Genomic DNA, 15,862 nt, shown 5'->3' with positions numbered 1-15,862 from the left:
CGACGTCGGCCTTGAGGCGGTCCAGCGCCGGGTTGATGCGCTCGGGCGTCTTCAGGCGCTTGGCATACAGCTCGCGCGCGCGTTCGAGCGCGGGCTGTATGTATTTCATCTCGCGGTCCTGCAGGGTGACCTGGAAGCCGCGCAGCGCGCACCAGGCCGCGATGTCGCCGCCCATGACGCCGGCGCCGACGACGTGCACGTGATCGATGCCGTGGGCCACGCCGCCGCCGAGTCCCTTGAGCTGTTCCTGCAGGAAGAACACACGGATCAGGTTGCGCGCGGTCGAGGTCTGGGCGAGCTTGGCCACCGCGCGCGCCTCGTTGTTCAGGCGCTTGCCGAGGGCGCCGCCGCGGCGCCAGGTCTCGATCAGCGCGAACGGCGCCGGGTAGTGGGACGGATTGGCCTTGGCCGCGGTCTGCTTGCGGATCATCGGCGCGAGCACCTGGCGCACGGGCCAGGTATTCGTGATCCAGGCCAGTGCGCGCTGCTTCAGCGGCCGCGTCGGCGGATGCAGGATGAGTTCGCGCGCCTTTTCCACGAGCAGCTCGGGCGACGCCAGCGCATCGACGAGGCCGATCGCGCGGGCGTTCTCGGCCGAGGCGTTGCGGCCGCTGAGCATGAATTCCAGCGCGGCCGGCGCGCCGATCAGATAGGGCAGGCGGGCGCTGCCGCCCCAGCCCGGGAAGATGCCCAGCTTGATCTCGGGCAGGCCGATGCGGGTGGACGCGTCGCTGGAGGCCACGCGGTAGCGGCAGGCCAGCGAAATCTCGGTGCCGCCGCCCATGCAGAAACCGTGGATGGCCGAGACGGTCGGGCAGGGCAGTTCGGCCAGTTTCTGGAACACGCTCTGGCCGCGGCGGATGGCGTCGTTGACGGTGCCGCGGCGGTCGAACTCCTGGAATTCCTTCAGATCCGCGCCGGCGATGAAGCCGGAGGCCTTGGCCGAACGCAGCACCACGCCCTTGGGCGGGTCGATGGCGAGGCGTTCGAGCAGGTCTGACAGCTCGATCAGGGCGTCCTGGGAGAACGCGTTGACGCTGGCGCCCTGGCGGTCGAAGCTGAGGACGACGATGCCGTCGCTGCGCAGTTCGGTCTGCCAGTGACTGAATCGAAGCCCATCGAAGTTTGCGGCCATGATCGGACCATCCGTTTACGTATGGACAAGACCGCTATCATCCCGAGGTTGTTTAACCCGCGTCAAATCCGCATATCCGGGACAGGGGTTGATCGGCGGCTTGGGAAATGATCCTGCGCTGGCGGTTAAATTCTTGATATCCCGCCGGTTTTTCCGGTTGGCGGCGCGCTTCGGCCATTCGGGCCGGAGCCGCGGCGAGCGGCCAGCCGGCAGTGACGGCGGAATGGGAAACGGGGCCGGTCAGGCCTGCTACCCACCCGTGAACTTTTTTCCGCGGATGCGGTCACATTGCCCGGCTGATGGCCGAGCTCACAGGAGTGCAGCCCGGCATGGCCGGAACCGATTCAACACAGGAGTTGGACCTCGAACTGGTCAAGCGGGTGCAGCGCGGCGACAGCGCGGCCTTCGATCTGCTGGTGCGCAAGTACCAGCATCGGGTGGTGGCCCTCATCGGGCGCTACATCCACGACTGGAGCGAATGCCAGGACGTGGCCCAGGAGACCTTCCTGCGCGCCTACCGCGCGCTGGGGAACTTCCGGGGCGATGCCCAGTTCTATACGTGGCTTCATCGGATTGCAGTGAATACCGCCAAGAACCACCTTGTCGCCCACAACCGCAGGCCGCCGACGGATGACGTCGACGCCGCCGACGCCGAACAGTACGACGCCGGAACCCGCCTCCGCGATACGGATACCCCCGAGCGCGAGCTGATGCGGCAGGAGCTGGAGCGCACGGTGATGAAGGCGGTGGATGCATTGCCCGAGGAGTTGCGGACCGCCATCACCCTGCGCGAGGTGGACGGCCTGAGTTACGAAGAAATCGCGCAGAAGATGGATTGCCCCATCGGCACCGTGCGTTCCCGCATTTTCCGTGCGCGTGAAGCCATCGATGCCGAATTGCGACCCTTGCTCGACATAGACAGTGCCACCCGGGAGCGTAGCCGCCCATGACCGTAGAACACGACAAACTGGACATCCACAACCGCCAGCAGCTTTCGGCGTTGATGGACGGTGAGTTGTCGCCCGATGAAGCCCGTTTCCTGCTGCGTCGCCTGCAGCACGACGACGAGTTGAACGCGTGCTGGGAACGCTGGCAGCTGTGCGGCGACGTGCTGCGCGGACAGGCCCAGGCGCCCGCGCCGGAAGGTTTCGCCGCGAAGGTGGCGTTGGCGGTGGCCGCCGAGGCTCGCCGACCGGCCGCCAACCAGGAGGCGACGGGCACGCCGCGGGGCCGCCTGGCCCGCTGGGGCGGTGGCGCATTGGCCGCTTCGGTGGCGCTGGTCGCCTTGTTCATGGCCCGCCAGCAGGTCCCGCAGGAAGACGCCGCTTCGTCGGCGCCGTCGATGGCGGCCGTGCCGGCAGCGCCGGCCGATGGCGCGGGAACGCCCGCAACGGCCGACACCGGCACCCTGGCCGACGGCGCCCGCGCCGCCGAGCAGACCCTGGCGTCGGCGGCGACCGCCGCGGTCGCCGTGGCGAGCGTGCCGCGCCGTGCCGATGCCGCTTCCCGTCGCAGCGCGACCCGTACCCAGCAGGCCGCGCGCAGCGCCGCTGCCCGGGTGATGCGGGAACCGGTTCGCGCGGTCGCCAGCGCCAGGCCGCCGATCACCTTGCCTCCGGCCACGAGCGCGAATTCCGGCATCGTGACCAATGCGCCGGCCACCGCGCTGGCCCGCAATGCCGATCCGTTCTCGCAGGCGCCGGTGGTGACGCCACAGGCCCGGCCGTGGCCGCGTTCGACGCTGTCGCAGTATCCGGCCAGCGGCGCCTTCAACGCCGGTTTCTCCAGCGATTCGGGCGCCCGCACGTTCTATCCATTCGCGCCGTCGCCCGCGCCTTCGTCGTCGGTAGCGCCGTCGGCCGAACCGGCCCACGCACCGCAGCGCTGAGCGGCGGTCGCACTGTCATTCCCCGGCGCGTGGCCGCGCCGGGTTCCCACCCAAGACCCTTGATCGAGGCCTGCATTCGATGAGCCTGAGTGCCCGCTCCAACGTGTTGTCCCTGTTGATCCTCACCGTGCCGCTGGCCGCCTGCGCGCGCCCGGCGGATCAGGCGGCGTCCACGCCGGCCCCGGTGGCGGCGGTGCCTGCCGTGGCGCAGTCGTCCGCGCCGCAGCTGGTCGCCGGCCTGCCGGATTTCACCAATCTGGTCGAACAGGTCGGGCCGGGCGTGGTCAACATCGAAGCCCAGATCGGCAGCCGCCGGACCGCCGGCACCAGCGAGGCGATGGGGGAGGACGAGATTCCCGAGTTCTTCCGCCGGATGCTGCCGCCGGGGTTCCAGATGCCGGGTCCCGGTGATCGGGGCCGTGGTCCGCGCGGGGTCTCCGCCGGTTCGGGCTTCATCATTTCCGCCGACGGCTACGTGCTGACCAACCATCACGTGATCGACGGCGCCGACGAGGTGAAGGTCAAACTGCCGGATCGCCGCGAATTCACCGCCAAGGTGATCGGCAGCGATCAGCAGTACGACGTGGCGCTGCTGAAAATCGAAGCCAAGGGCCTGCCGACCGTGCGCCTGGGCGATTCCAAGACCCTGAAGCCGGGCCAGTGGGTGGTGGCGATCGGTTCGCCGTTCGGCCTGGATCACTCGGTCACCGCCGGTGTGGTCAGCGCGGTGGGCCGCAGCACCGGCGGCCAGGAACAGCGCTACGTGCCCTTCATCCAGACCGACGTGGCGATCAACCAGGGCAACTCCGGTGGCCCGTTGCTCAACACGCGCGGCGAAGTGGTCGGCATCAATTCCCAGATCTTCTCCGCCTCCGGCGGCTACATGGGCATCAGCTTCGCGATTCCGATCGATCTGGCGATGAGCGCGGTGGACCAGCTGAAGGCGACCGGCAAGGTCAGCCGTGGCCAGCTGGGCGTGGTGGTCGAGCCGCTGACGACGGAAAAGGCGCGCGGCATGGGCGCCACCGACTCGCGCGGCGCGCTGGTCAACCAGGTATTGGAAGACAGCCCGGCGGCAAAGGCTGGCCTGGTGCCGGGCGACATCATCACCGGTTTCAACGGTGCGCCCATCAATGACTCGTCGGATCTGCCGCCGCTGGTGGGCGCGCTCACCCCGGGCACCAAGGCCACCATCACGGTCATGCGCGACGGCAAGCCCAAGGATCTGAGCGTGACCCTGACCGAGCTCAACGAGAACACGGCCTCGGCCGGTGGCCTGCCGGCCGTGCCGGGCAAGCCCGCCCAGACCGCCGGCAGCAACCCGCTCGGCATCGTGGGCCAGGATCTGGACGCCAACGCCCGCAAACAGATGGGATTGAAGGCGGGCGAGGGCGTGCTGATTTCCCGCATCAACGGCAGCGCCGCGCGCGAAGCCGGCCTCGCGCCGGGCATGGTGGTGCTGCAGGTCGGACGCACGCCGGTGGGTTCGGCGGCGGCGCTCAACGGCCAGCTCAAGGACATCAAGTCCGGCCAGACCGTCATGCTGCTGGTCCGGCAGGGCGGCGTGACGCGGTTCCTGGCCGTGACCGCGGGCGACGACAAGCCGTAAGCCCGCTTCCAGCGGTCCTTTGAACGCCCGCCGGGTTCCCGGCGGGCGTTCATGTTTGTGGGGCGGAGGCCGGGATCGCCCCCGACCATGCGATAATGCCCCGTTATCCTGACGACGGCCGTGGCCGCCGCCCCCTCATGTCCTCTGATTCCATGCGGAACATCCGCAATTTCTCCATCATCGCGCATGTCGATCACGGCAAGTCGACCCTGGCCGATCGCATCATCCAGCTCTGCGGTGGCCTCGACGCCCGCGAGATGGAAGCGCAGGTGCTCGACTCCAATCCGATCGAGCGCGAACGCGGCATCACCATCAAGGCCCAGTCCGTGTCCCTGCCGTACAAGGCACAGGACGGGCAGATCTACCATCTGAACTTCATCGACACCCCCGGCCACGTGGACTTCAGCTACGAAGTCTCGCGTTCGCTGGCCGCCTGCGAGGGCGCGCTGCTGGTGGTCGACGCGGCGCAGGGCGTGGAAGCCCAGTCGGTCGCCAACTGCTACACCGCGGTGGAGCAGGGGTTGGAAGTGGTGCCGGTGCTGAACAAGATCGACCTGCCCACCGCCGACATCGAGCGCGCCAAGAGCGAGATCGAGGCCGTCATCGGCATCGACGCCGCCGACGCGGTGGCGGTCAGCGCCAAGACCGGCCTGAACGTGGAGCAGGTGCTGGAAGCGATCGTCCATCGCATCCCGCCGCCGCAGCCGCGCGACACCGACAAGCTGCAGGCACTGATCATCGACTCCTGGTTCGACAACTACCTGGGCGTGGTTTCGCTGGTGCGGGTCATGCAGGGCGACATCGTGCCGGGCAGCAAGATCCTGGTGATGTCGACGGGGCGCACCCACCAGGTCGACAGCGTCGGCGTGTTCACCCCCAAGCGCAAGGTGCTCAACAAGCTGGGCGCCGGCGAGGTGGGCTGGATCACCGCGTCCATCAAGGACGTGCACGGCGCCCCGGTCGGCGACACCCTGACCCTGGCCGCCGACCCCGCGCCCAAGCCACTGCCGGGCTTCCAGGAAATGCAGCCGCGCGTGTTCGCCGGCCTGTTCCCGGTGGATGCCGAAGATTATCCGGCGCTGCGCGAGGCGCTGGAAAAGCTGCGCCTCAACGATGCCGCGCTGCGTTTCGAACCGGAAAGCTCCGAGGCCATGGGCTTCGGTTTCCGCTGCGGCTTCCTGGGCATGCTGCACATGGAAATCGTGCAGGAGCGGCTGGAGCGCGAGTACGACCTCAACCTGATCACCACCGCGCCGACGGTGGTGTATGAAGTCCTCAAGACCGATGAGACGGTGGTTCCGCTGGACAACCCGGCCAAGCTGCCGCCGGTCAACCAGATCGAGGAAATCCGCGAACCGATCATCCGCGCCAACATCCTCACCCCGCCGGACTACGTGGGCAGCGTGATCACGCTGTGCGAGGAGAAGCGTGGCAGCCAGATCGGCATCACCTACATGGGCAGCCAGGTGCAGATCAGCTACGAACTGCCGATGGCCGAGGTGGTGCTGGATTTCTTCGACAAGCTCAAGTCGGTGAGTCGCGGTTACGCTTCGCTGGACTATCACTTCCTGCGCTTCCAGGCGGGTCCGTTCGTACGGATGGACACCCTGATCAATGGCGACAAGGTCGACGCGTTGTCGCTGATCGTCCATCGCGGGCAGGCCGATCGGCGTGGCCGCGAGCTGACCGAGAAGATGCGCGAGCTGATTCCGCGGCAGATGTTCGACGTGGCCATCCAGGCCGCCGTCGGCTCGCAGATCATCGCCCGCAGCACGGTCAAGGCGATGCGCAAGAACGTGCTGGCCAAGTGCTATGGTGGCGACATCACCCGCAAGAAGAAGCTGCTGGAAAAGCAGAAGGAAGGCAAGAAGCGGATGAAGCAGGTCGGTCGCGTGGAAATTCCGCAGGAGGCCTTCCTGGCGGTGCTGCAGGTCGACAGCAAGTAAGCTGGGCGTCGGGGGCTTGGCGAGGGGAACCGGCAAGGGTTCCTGCGCGGATCCCCACTCCCGAATCTCCAATCCCGTTCCGAAGGAACAGAAGGAACACTAGATGGTCTGGTTCGAAACAATCCTGGTCGTGTTGACCCTGCTCACCGGCGTCATCTGGCTGCTGGACAAGCTGTTGTTCGCCAAGCGCCGCGCCACCCGTGGCGGGCTGCTCGACGAGGAGCCGGTACTGGTGGACTACTCGCGGGCGTTCTTCCCGGTGCTGGCCATCGTGCTGGTGCTGCGCAGCTTCGTCGCCGAGCCGTACAAGATTCCGTCCAGTTCGATGATGCCGAACCTGCTGATTGGCGATTTCATCCTGGTCAACAAGTTCGCCTACGGCCTGCGCCTGCCGATCAACAACCGCAAGTTCGTCGCCATCGGCGAACCCAAGCGCGGCGATGTGGTGGTGTTCAAGCCGCCGCACGATCCGGAAAACAACTGGATCAAGCGGGTCATCGGCCTGCCGGGCGACCGCATCGGCTTCCAGGGCAACACCGTTTCGATCAATGGCCAGCCGCTGGCCTACCAGACCCTGGGTACCTACAGCGGGCGTGGCCTGCCGAGGGGTGCCGAAAGCGCGACCCTGCTGGAGGAACAGCTGCCGGGCCGCCCGCACAAGGTGCTGGAAGTGCTGGATCGGGCGACCGGCGAGGGCGAGTGGATCGTGCCGCCGGGCCACTATTTCGTGATGGGCGACAATCGTGATAATAGCGAGGACGGCCGGTTGTGGACCCAGACCCACTTCCTGCCGGAAGAGAACCTGCGCGGCAAGGCCTTCCTGATCTGGCTGAACTGCGAGGACTGGTTCTGCAAGGGGAGCTTCGAACCGTCCCGGATCGGCAACCGCATCCAGTGACGGCAACATCAACCAGGTCGTTCAACGGGGGAATGGCAATGAATCACAAGCGTCAGAGCGGTATCACCTTCATCGGGTTCCTGATCGTGCTCGTGGTGGCGGGGTCCGCCGCGTTCATTGCCATCAAGCTGTTCCCGATGTACCAGGAGTACTACGCGGTGCGGGCCGCCATGCGCGGCCTGTCCGAGGAGCCGGGCGTGGCCGACTGGGATCCGAGCCGGATCCAGGATCGGTTCTTCCGCCGGCTGGCGATCGACTACACCGAAAACGTGAAGCCGGCGAACGTCAAGTTCGAGCGCGCCGATCGTGGCTGGAAGATGCGCGTGGCCTATGAAGTCCGCCGCCCGATGGTCGCCAACCTGGACGTGGTCGGCAAGTTCGACAGCACCCAGGAGCTGACGCTCCGCAGTCCGGAATAAGGTTTGAGCGCGCTCCGGCTCACGCACGCATTCGTCAATCAGGGTTTGCTGGGGCAGGCCCTGACCCATCGCAGTGCTGGAGCGCCCCACAATGAACGGCTGGAGTTTCTCGGCGACGGCATCGTCAACCTGCTGGTTGCCGAAGCGCTGTTCCAGCGCTGGCCCAAGGCCGACGAAGGCGCCTTGACCCGCGCGCGCGCCGAACTGGTGCGCGAAGCTTCGCTGGCCCTCATCGCGCGTCGCCTGGATCTGGGCGCGCAGTTGACGATGGGGCCGGGCGAAATGAAATCCGGCGGCCACCGCCGGGACTCGATTCTCGCCGACGCGCTGGAAGCGCTGGTCGCGGCCATCTACCTGGACGCCGGCTTCGAAGCCTGCCGCGAGGTCGTGCTGCCGTGGTTCGAGGAATCGCTGGCCGCCCTGCCGGTCGGCAAACCGGAAAAAGACGCCAAGACCCGCCTGCAGGAATGGCTGCAGGCGCGCCAGCGTCCGTTGCCGCTGTACGAACTGGTGTCCGAGAGCGGCGACGATCACGCCAAGCAATTCCTGGCCCGTTGCAGCATCCAGGAGCCGCCGCTGTCGGCCGAGGGCGAGGGCACGTCCCGCCGCATCGCCGAGCAGGCCGCGGCCGCCGCGGTGCTGGATCAACTGGCCGAGACCAAACGGAATACCGTCGAATGAGCGACACCCCCCAGACCCGCAGCGGCAGCGTTGCCGTGATTGGCCGCCCCAACGTGGGCAAATCGACCCTGACCAACGCCCTGGTCGGCGCCAAGGTCAGCATCGTGTCCAGCCGCCCGCAGACCACCCGGCATCGCCTGCTGGGCATCGCGACTTTTCCGGAAGGGCAGATCGTGCTGGTCGACACCCCGGGGCTGCACAAACAGCAGGGCAAGTTCTCCGCCTCGGCGATGAGCCGGGTGATGAACCGCGCCGCGCGCGGCGCGCTGGAAGGCGTGGACGCCGGCCTGCTGGTGATCGAGGCGGGCCGCTGGGACGACGAGGACACCCTGGCCTACAACGTGCTCAGCGATGCCGGCATCCCGGTGGTGCTGGTGATCAACAAGGTGGATCGGCTGCGCGAGAAGAGCGCGCTGCTGCCGTTCCTGGCGCAGGTGTCCGAGGGTCGCCAGTTCGCCAGCGTGCATCCGATTTCCGCGCTCAAGCGCAATGGCCTGGACGCTTTGGTGAAGGACGTGCTGGCGCTGCTGCCGGAAGCCCCGCCGATGTTCGGCGAGGACGAGATCACCGATCGCAGCGAACGCTTCCTGGCCGGCGAACTGATCCGCGAGCAGCTGATGCGCCAACTGGGCGCCGAGCTGCCATACGCGACCACGGTGGAGATCGAACGTTTCACCGAGGAAGTCTCGCCCAAGCAGGGTGAGCTGCTGCGCATCGGCGCGGTGGTGTGGGTCGAACGCGAGAGCCAGAAGGCGATCGTCATCGGCAAGGGGGGCGCGCGGCTGAAGGAAATCGGCAGCAAGGCCCGCATGCAGATGGAGCACCTGTTCGGCCGCAAGGTGTTCCTGGAAACCTGGGTGCGCGTGCGCGAAGGCTGGTCCGACGACGAAACCGCCCTCAAGGCCTTCGGTTATGAGTAAGCCTGCGCACCGCGCACAGGCATTCCCGGTTTCGCGCGTCCTGGCTTTCGCGACGCCCCAGTCCCCCACCTCCCATCCCGGCCACTGAATGCGCATCACCGGCGAACACGCGTTCGTCCTGCATGCGCGGCCCTGGCGCGAGACCAGCCTGCTGGTGGAAGTGCTGAGCGAGGATCATGGCCGGCTGGGCTTGGTGGCGCGCGGCGTGACCGGGCCGAAGAAACAGGCGCTGCGCGCCGCGCTGCAACCGTTGCAATACATCCGGCTCGACGCCGATCCGCGTGGTGAACTGGCGCGGCTGGTGGCGGCCGAAGCGCTGGACACGGCGCCGCGCCTGGGCGGCGACACGATGCTGGCCGGCTTCTATCTCAACGAACTGGTGCTGCGACTGGCGCCACGGCACGACCCGCTGCCGGATCTGTTCCAGGCCTACGCCGGCGCGCGCGAGCGGTTCCGCCACGGCGAGGGACTGGCCTGGACATTGCGGCAGTTCGAACGCGATCTGCTCGACGCGCTGGGTTTCGGTTTCGCACTGGACCAGGACAGCGATGGCCGCGCGATCGATCCGGCGGCCCGCTATCAGCTGGATCCGGAGCAGGGACCGCGCCGGTTGTTCAGTGATCGCGGGCACGCCGAACGCAGTGCGGCGGCCACCGGCCGCGCGCTGCTGGCGCTGGCCGCCAACCAGCCCCCTCCCTCCGAGGATCTGGCCAGCCTGCGCCTGGCCCTGCGCGGCGTGCTGGCGCACCACCTCGGCCCCCGCGGCTTGAAGTCGTGGGAACTCATCGGCGAACTGGGACGACTGAAGCCGCGCGCCTGAAAGGCGCGGCGATCAGGCCTGGAGCGCGTCCGCCGCGGCGCGGAAATCCATCAGCGCTTCCAGCGACGCGGGACTCTGGTGCAGGTGCTGCGCCGCCGTCGCCAGCCGGCTGGCGCCGACAAAGCCGCAACTGGCCCGAAGCTTGTGCAGGACCGCCCGCAGCGCGTCCTGATCGCCGTCCCGAAAAGATTGTTCGATGGCGCCGACGCTGCCGGGGAGTTCGTCGAGAAAAAGCCGACGCAGCGTCGCCACGTGTTCCTGGTTGCCGTTCAGGGCCTTCAACGCGGCGGTTTCATCCCAGTCCCGGGCGATGACCGCATGCGTCGGCAGGTGGCTGCGCACGGTGGATTGGAGTTCGGCCGCGGACAGCGGCTTGACCAGCACCGCGCTGAACCCCGCCTCCAGCAGGGACTGGCGCGTGGCCGGCGAGGGATCGGCGGTGTGGGCCAGCGCCGTCGTGCGCGAATGCAGGCGGCGCAGGCCCGCGAGCAACTGCGTGCCGCTGCCGTCGGGCAGGTTGGCGTCGATGAGCCAGAGATCGTGGCGGTCCTCGCCGCGCAGCGCCTGCGCGACGGTGGCGGCGCTGTCGACCCGGGCGGGCAGGGCTTCCAGCGCGGCCAGCATGAAGGCGTGGCTGATCGGGTCGTCCTCGACCAGCAGCAGGCGTGGCTTCATTCCTTCGTCCCGGGACATCGTTATGCTGCCTCCATGTGCGGTCGCATGTTAACGCTGCTGGTGCTGCTCGGGTTGACACCGGTTGTCCCCGCGCATGCGCGCGTCGCCAGCGCACACATCGCACGCGTGAGCACGCCGGTGGCCGTGCTGGAGGACGTGGAGGTCCGCTTGGACTGGCCCGCCGACGCGACGGTCGGCGAGCTGTCCCTGCGGGCGGGGCGGGTGCGCGCGGACGAGCTGGGCTATCGCTGGCGCGATTTGCGCTGGACCTGCCCCTTGCAGCGCGGCGAACAGGGGCGCTGGCGATGCGAGGGCCGGGTGAGCGGCGGCGGCGGCGCCCCGATGCGGCTGGATGTCGCCATTGACGTCGCCCGCACCGAGGCACGGCTCGCCGCCGGGTCGTCGGCGCTGGCCCTGTCGCGCAATGCCGCCGCGCCGGACCTCACCCGGGTGGATCTGGTGCAGGTGCCGGTGAGCTGGGCGCAGGCGCTGGTGGCGCAGGCCTGGGCCGACGCGCGCCTGAAAGCGGGACAGCTGGACGGCCGGCTGGAACTGCGCGTGCCCGGACAGGGGCCGTTGCAGGTATCCGGTCCGCTGCGCCTGCGCGGACTCTCCCTGGATACGCCGGACGGCGGCATCGCCGCCGAGGGCCTTTCGGCCGCGATGCGGATGGACTATCGGCAGTTCCCGGGGCAGACGCTGGTGACCCTGCAAGGCGAACTGCGCGGGGGAGAGCTGCTCGCGGGCAACGCCTACATCGCGCTGCCGTCCACGCCGGTCAGCGTCGATCTGGCGGCGCGGCGCTGGCCGGACGGCGGCTGGGAACTGCCCGGCCTGAGCTGGGACGATGGCGCCGCGCTCCAGCTGCGCGGAGCGCTGAGCCTGGATCCGGCGCTGGATGTCCGCGATGCGTCGCTGCAACTGCGCAGCGATGATCTGGCGCCGCTGCAGGCCCGCTACCTGTCCGGCTGGCTGGGCCTGGCCGGTCTGGCGGATCTGCGCATGAGCGGGGCGATGAGCGGGCGGCTGGAGATGCGGGCCGGCGTGCTGCATGAGGCGGGCGCGGAACTGCGTGAGGTGGATCTGCGCGATGGCCGCGATCGCTTCCAACTGCTCGGCATCTACGGGCAGCCGGTATTGTCCGGCGATGGCCGGCGCGACAGCGTCCTGGGTTGGCGCGGCGGAGCCCTGCATGGATTGCCGTTCGGCGCGGCGGCGTTCCCGTTGCGCAGCGCCGACGGCGTCATCGCGCTCAGCCAATCCGTGACCGTGCCGGCGCTGGGCGGTGGTCTGATGTTCGAAGGCCTGAACCTGCGTCCTCCGCGGGGGCAACACGGGCTGGCCTTCGACTTCGGCCTGAGCGTGGAAAACCTGGACATCGGCCAGCTGGCGGCGGCGATGCACTGGCCCGCCTTCCAGGGCAATCTCAGCGGACGGATTCCGCGCGTGCGCTATGCCGAGGATCGGCTCGATTTCGACGGCGCGCTGACCGCGCGCATGTTTGGCGGCAGCGTGGAGGTTTCCGGGTTGTCGATGGAACGTCCCTTCGGCACCGCGCCGACACTGTCCGCCGACATCGCTCTGGACGATCTGGATCTGCAGGCGCTGACCGGCGTGTTCGGCTTCGGCGAAATCACCGGCGCGCTGGATGGCCACATCCGCGATCTGCGGCTGGTCGACTGGAGTCCGCAGGGATTCGATGCGGACCTGCATACCGACCCGCAATGGCGCGGGCGCCAGCGGATCAGCCAGCGCGCGGTGCAGGATCTTTCCAGCGTCGGTGGCGGCCAGGGGCTGGGCAGCAGCCTGCAGGCGCAGGCGCTCAAGTTGTTCGACGACTTCGGATATCGCCGCATCGGCATCCGTTGCCATCTGGCCGAGGACGTCTGCCAGATGGACGGGCTGGGTTCAGCCGGAGCCGGCTTTATCATTGTCGAAGGCAAGGGCCTGCCGCGCCTGACCGTGGTGGGCTTCAACCGTCGGGTCGACTGGCCGACCCTGGTCAAGCGCCTGGGCGACGTGACCAGCGGCGAGAGCAAACCGGTATTCCAGTAGCCATCAGGAGAAACGCACATGCATCGTTGGTTGGGAACCTCTGTCGCCGCCGCGCTGGTGTTGACCGCGTGCGTCACCATCAATGTCTACTTCCCCGCGGCCGAAGCCAAGGAAGCGGCGCGCGAGTTCGTCGAAAAGGTCATCGGTGACGATGCGAAGACGCCGGCCAGGCCCGAAGCCAAACCCGACTCCAGCGTGCCGGCGACCCCGGGCGGCAGCGCGTCGCTGACGCCGGTGTCGCGACGCGGCTTCGACTGGCTGTCGCTGGTCGGCATCGCCAGCGCGCACGCGCAGGAAAATGCCGACATCAACATCAAGACGCCCGCCATCCAGGCGATCCAGGGGCGCATGGCGGAACGCTTCCGCAGCCAGTTGCAGGCCGGCTTCGATGCCGGCGCGCTGGGCCTGACCCGCGACGGCATGATCGAAGTGCGCGACCCCGCCAAGCTGGCGCTGAAGGATCGGGTGGCGATGACCCAGGCGGTGGCCGACGACAATCGCGATCGCAAGGCGGTCTACCGCGAGATCGCCGTGGCCAACGGCCATCCGGAATGGGAAGCGCAGATCCGCCAGACCTTCGCCCAGCAATGGATCGCCAGCGCCCGCGGCGGATGGTGGTACCAGGACGCAGCCGGCTGGAAGCAGAAGTAGGAAAGCCCGTCGGGGTCGAGCGCGCGGACCCGAATGCCTGCCCCCTTTTTGGAAAAAAGGGGGGCGCCCGCGCCGGCGGGGAGCGGGGATTGGCTCCCGGCGGAATCGCCGGGGAAAGCCCGGCCCCGGCTCATGCGACAATGGCGCCCCGTAGTTCGCACGCAGCTTCCGCCACGTGGCCCGCAGCCGTTCCCCCCGCATCGACAAAACCCCCTTTGAAGCCGAGATCCTCGACCTGACCCACGACGGTCGGGGCGTTGCCCGCCGCGCCGCCGCGCCCGGTGAGAGCGGCAAGGCCGTATTCGTGGCCGGCGCCCTGCCGGGCGAGCGGGTGATGGCCGAGCAGACCGCCAAGAACCGCCATTTCGACGAGGCGCGCACGATCGAGGTGCTGCAGGCTTCGCCGGATCGGGTCGCGCCGCGCTGCGCGCATTTCGGCACCTGTGGTGGCTGCGTGCTCCAGCATCTGGACGAGGACAAGCAGATCCACGCCAAGCAGCGGGTGCTGATGGAGAACCTGGAGCGCATCGGCCACGTCACGCCCGCGACCGTGCTGGCGCCGCTGGTTGACGCCAGCTGGGGCTACCGGCGCAAGGGCCGCTTCTCGGTCCGCCGGGTCGACAAGAAGGACAAGACCCTGGTCGGTTTCCGCGAACAGGATCCGCGTTTCGTCGCCGACCTGTCCGAATGCCATACCGTGATTCCGGAAATCGGTGGCCGCATCGGCGCGCTGGCGGCGCTGGTGGAGGGCCTGGAGGCCCGCGCCGACATTCCCCAGATCGAATTCATCGCCGGCGACGCCACCGCCGAATTCAGCGGCATCGCGCTGGTGTTCCGCCACCTGAAGCCGTTGGGCGATGCCGACCGCGCGGCGCTGGCCGCGTTCGGCCAGGCAAACGCGTTCGCGATCTTCCTGCAGCCCGGCGGCGTGGACAGCGTGCATCCGCTGTGGCCGGAGGCGCCGGCGCTGGCGTTCACCCTGCCGCAGTGGAACATCGAACTGGCGTTCCGGCCGCTGGACTTCATCCAGGTCAACGCCGGGTTGAACCAGAAGATGATCGCGCGGACGTTCGAACTGCTGGATCCGCAGCCGCAGGACCGGGTGCTGGATCTGTTCTGCGGCCTGGGCAATTTCACCCTGCCGATGGCGCGCCTGGTCGGCGAGGTGGTGGGCGTGGAAGGCGACGCCGGACTGGTGGCGCGGGCGCGCGAGAACGCCGGGCGCAACCAGCTGGCGAACGCGCAGTTCCATGCCGCCGACCTGACCCAGGACCAGCGCGGCGCGGGCTGGATGCGCCAGGGCTTCGACAAGCTGCTGCTGGACCCGCCGCGCTCGGGTGCGATCGAGGTGCTGAAGCAACTGCCGTTGAAACAGTTCAAGCGTATCGTCTACGTCAGCTGCCACCCCGGTTCGCTGGCCCGCGACGCCGGCTTCCTGGTCAACGAACAGGGTTACGAACTGAAGGCGGCCGGGGTGATGGACATGTTCCCGCACACCGCCCACGTCGAATCGATTGCGTTGTTTGAACGACGGGAATAGGGAATCGAGAATGGGGAATCGAAAGCCAATGCGCTCGCTCTCCGTTCCTGCTTCAACGATTCCCGATTCTCCATTCCCCATTCACGGCTTCATCCCATGCCTTTGGAAATCGAACGCAAATTCCTGGTCACCGGCGATGGCTGGCGCGAGGCGGCGCATGAGGTCGTGCCGATGGCGCAGGGCTACCTCAACGACATGGCGGCGATGGACGAGGGGCGTCAGAAGGCGTCGGTGCGCGTGCGCATCCAGGGCGATGCGGCCTACCTCAACCTGAAGTCGCGCGAGCTTGGCCATACCCGCCAGGAATTCGATTACCCCATCCCCGTCGCCGAAGCGCGCGCGCTGCTGGACCTGTGCGTGGGAGGGCTGATCGACAAGCGCCGCCACTATGTCCGCCATGCCGGGCACCTGTGGGAGGTCGACGAGTTCCTGGGCGAGAACGCCGGGCTGGTGGTGGCGGAAATCGAGCTGGACAGCGCCGATGAAGCCTTCGTGAAACCGGACTGGATCGGCCGGCAGGTCACCGACAGCGCCCGCTATTACAATCTGGCCCTGGCCTCGCGCCCGTACGCCCGGTGGTCGGCGGACGAACGCAGCGCCAGCGACATTCCCTGAGGATTCCCAC

Annotated in this window: 15 protein-coding genes; 13 read left to right on the top strand and 2 right to left on the bottom strand. The window is 68.1% G+C overall.

From position 1 onward, the window contains the following. Positions 1 to 1,135 (bottom strand): enoyl-CoA hydratase-related protein (locus tag ACTHN1_RS05020; protein WP_440469859.1); only part of this gene is annotated, 1,135 nt, incomplete at its 3' end. A 329-nt stretch (positions 1,136 to 1,464) separates the two neighbouring features. Between ACTHN1_RS05020 and rpoE the strand changes: the two genes are divergently transcribed. The 9 genes from rpoE (at position 1,465) to recO (ending at position 10,316) form a co-directional block, all read left to right on the top strand. Continuing rightward, positions 1,465 to 2,085, top strand: a complete 621-nt coding sequence (rpoE, locus tag ACTHN1_RS05015) for an RNA polymerase sigma factor RpoE (protein WP_440469858.1) — start codon at positions 1,465 to 1,467, stop codon at positions 2,083 to 2,085. Beyond that, complete coding sequence (locus ACTHN1_RS05010; protein ID WP_440469857.1) at positions 2,082 to 3,023, top strand: RseA family anti-sigma factor; 942 nt, start codon at positions 2,082 to 2,084, stop codon at positions 3,021 to 3,023. Before rpoE ends, ACTHN1_RS05010 begins: the two co-directional genes overlap by 4 nt. Positions 3,024 to 3,102: 79 nt before the next feature. Further along, positions 3,103 to 4,632, top strand: a complete 1,530-nt coding sequence (locus ACTHN1_RS05005; RefSeq protein WP_440469856.1) for a DegQ family serine endoprotease — start codon at positions 3,103 to 3,105, stop codon at positions 4,630 to 4,632. A gap of 137 nt (positions 4,633 to 4,769) precedes the next feature. Further along, positions 4,770 to 6,578 carry a translation elongation factor 4 gene (gene lepA / locus ACTHN1_RS05000; protein ID WP_440469855.1) on the top strand — a complete coding sequence of 603 codons (1,809 nt, stop codon included), beginning with the start codon at positions 4,770 to 4,772 and terminating at the stop codon, positions 6,576 to 6,578. 103 nt (positions 6,579 to 6,681) lie between these two features. Beyond that, positions 6,682 to 7,476, top strand: a complete 795-nt coding sequence (lepB, locus tag ACTHN1_RS04995) for a signal peptidase I (RefSeq protein WP_440469854.1) — start codon at positions 6,682 to 6,684, stop codon at positions 7,474 to 7,476. Positions 7,477 to 7,514: 38 nt separating this feature from the next. Then, complete coding sequence (locus ACTHN1_RS04990) at positions 7,515 to 7,895, top strand: DUF4845 domain-containing protein (protein WP_440469853.1); 381 nt, start codon at positions 7,515 to 7,517, stop codon at positions 7,893 to 7,895. Between the two features lie 3 nt (positions 7,896 to 7,898). Then, the gene (gene rnc / locus ACTHN1_RS04985) at positions 7,899 to 8,576 is read left to right on the top strand and encodes a ribonuclease III (RefSeq protein WP_440469852.1); all 678 of its coding nucleotides are present in this window, start codon (positions 7,899 to 7,901) and stop codon (positions 8,574 to 8,576) included. Beyond that, a complete protein-coding gene (gene era / locus ACTHN1_RS04980) occupies positions 8,573 to 9,496 on the top strand; it encodes a GTPase Era (protein WP_440469851.1) in 924 nt (307 codons plus the stop codon). Before rnc ends, era begins: the two co-directional genes overlap by 4 nt. An 88-nt stretch (positions 9,497 to 9,584) precedes the next feature. Further along, the gene (gene recO, locus ACTHN1_RS04975) at positions 9,585 to 10,316 is read left to right on the top strand and encodes a DNA repair protein RecO (RefSeq protein ID WP_440469850.1); all 732 of its coding nucleotides are present in this window, start codon (positions 9,585 to 9,587) and stop codon (positions 10,314 to 10,316) included. Between the two features lie 12 nt (positions 10,317 to 10,328). On the opposite strand, the gene ACTHN1_RS04970 is transcribed toward recO, so the two are convergent. Further along, on the bottom strand, positions 10,329 to 10,991 hold the full coding sequence (locus ACTHN1_RS04970) for a response regulator (RefSeq protein WP_440469849.1): 663 nt from the start codon (positions 10,989 to 10,991) through the stop codon (positions 10,329 to 10,331). A 45-nt stretch (positions 10,992 to 11,036) separates the two neighbouring features. On the opposite strand from ACTHN1_RS04970, the gene ACTHN1_RS04965 reads away from it, so the two are divergent. The 4 genes from ACTHN1_RS04965 (at position 11,037) to ACTHN1_RS04950 (ending at position 15,852) form a co-directional block, all read left to right on the top strand. Next, positions 11,037 to 13,046, top strand: a complete 2,010-nt coding sequence (locus ACTHN1_RS04965) for a hypothetical protein (protein WP_440469848.1) — start codon at positions 11,037 to 11,039, stop codon at positions 13,044 to 13,046. Between the two features lie 18 nt (positions 13,047 to 13,064). Further along, positions 13,065 to 13,697: a YdbL family protein gene (locus tag ACTHN1_RS04960; RefSeq protein WP_440469847.1), complete on the top strand. Its 633-nt coding sequence runs from the start codon at positions 13,065 to 13,067 to the stop codon at positions 13,695 to 13,697. A gap of 175 nt (positions 13,698 to 13,872) precedes the next feature. Beyond that, complete coding sequence (rlmD, locus tag ACTHN1_RS04955; RefSeq protein WP_440469846.1) at positions 13,873 to 15,237, top strand: 23S rRNA (uracil(1939)-C(5))-methyltransferase RlmD; 1,365 nt, start codon at positions 13,873 to 13,875, stop codon at positions 15,235 to 15,237. Positions 15,238 to 15,333: 96 nt separating this feature from the next. Further along, positions 15,334 to 15,852, top strand: a complete 519-nt coding sequence (locus ACTHN1_RS04950) for a CYTH domain-containing protein (protein WP_440469845.1) — start codon at positions 15,334 to 15,336, stop codon at positions 15,850 to 15,852. Positions 15,853 to 15,862: the final 10 nt, after the last annotated feature.

The sequence above is a fragment of the Pseudoxanthomonas sp. genome (assembly GCF_051953815.1).
Classification (GTDB): domain Bacteria; phylum Pseudomonadota; class Gammaproteobacteria; order Xanthomonadales; family Xanthomonadaceae; genus Pseudoxanthomonas_A.
This window is presented reverse-complemented; position numbering and strand designations above follow the sequence as displayed.

Bases quoted from the DNA above. Each gene is read 5' to 3' on its own strand.
- rpoE (WP_440469858.1), top strand. From the start codon at position 1,465: ATGGCCGGAACCGATTCAACACAGGAGTTGGACCTCGAACTGGTCAAG.
- ACTHN1_RS05010 (WP_440469857.1), top strand. From the start codon at position 2,082: ATGACCGTAGAACACGACAAACTGGACATCCACAACCGCCAGCAGCTT.
- ACTHN1_RS05005 (WP_440469856.1), top strand. From the start codon at position 3,103: ATGAGCCTGAGTGCCCGCTCCAACGTGTTGTCCCTGTTGATCCTCACC.
- lepA (WP_440469855.1), top strand. From the start codon at position 4,770: ATGTCCTCTGATTCCATGCGGAACATCCGCAATTTCTCCATCATCGCG.
- lepB (WP_440469854.1), top strand. From the start codon at position 6,682: ATGGTCTGGTTCGAAACAATCCTGGTCGTGTTGACCCTGCTCACCGGC.
- ACTHN1_RS04990 (WP_440469853.1), top strand. From the start codon at position 7,515: ATGAATCACAAGCGTCAGAGCGGTATCACCTTCATCGGGTTCCTGATC.
- era (WP_440469851.1), top strand. From the start codon at position 8,573: ATGAGCGACACCCCCCAGACCCGCAGCGGCAGCGTTGCCGTGATTGGC.
- recO (WP_440469850.1), top strand. From the start codon at position 9,585: ATGCGCATCACCGGCGAACACGCGTTCGTCCTGCATGCGCGGCCCTGG.
- ACTHN1_RS04970 (WP_440469849.1), bottom strand. From the start codon at position 10,991: ATGAAGCCACGCCTGCTGCTGGTCGAGGACGACCCGATCAGCCACGCC.
- ACTHN1_RS04965 (WP_440469848.1), top strand. From the start codon at position 11,037: ATGTTAACGCTGCTGGTGCTGCTCGGGTTGACACCGGTTGTCCCCGCG.
- ACTHN1_RS04960 (WP_440469847.1), top strand. From the start codon at position 13,065: ATGCATCGTTGGTTGGGAACCTCTGTCGCCGCCGCGCTGGTGTTGACC.
- ACTHN1_RS04950 (WP_440469845.1), top strand. From the start codon at position 15,334: ATGCCTTTGGAAATCGAACGCAAATTCCTGGTCACCGGCGATGGCTGG.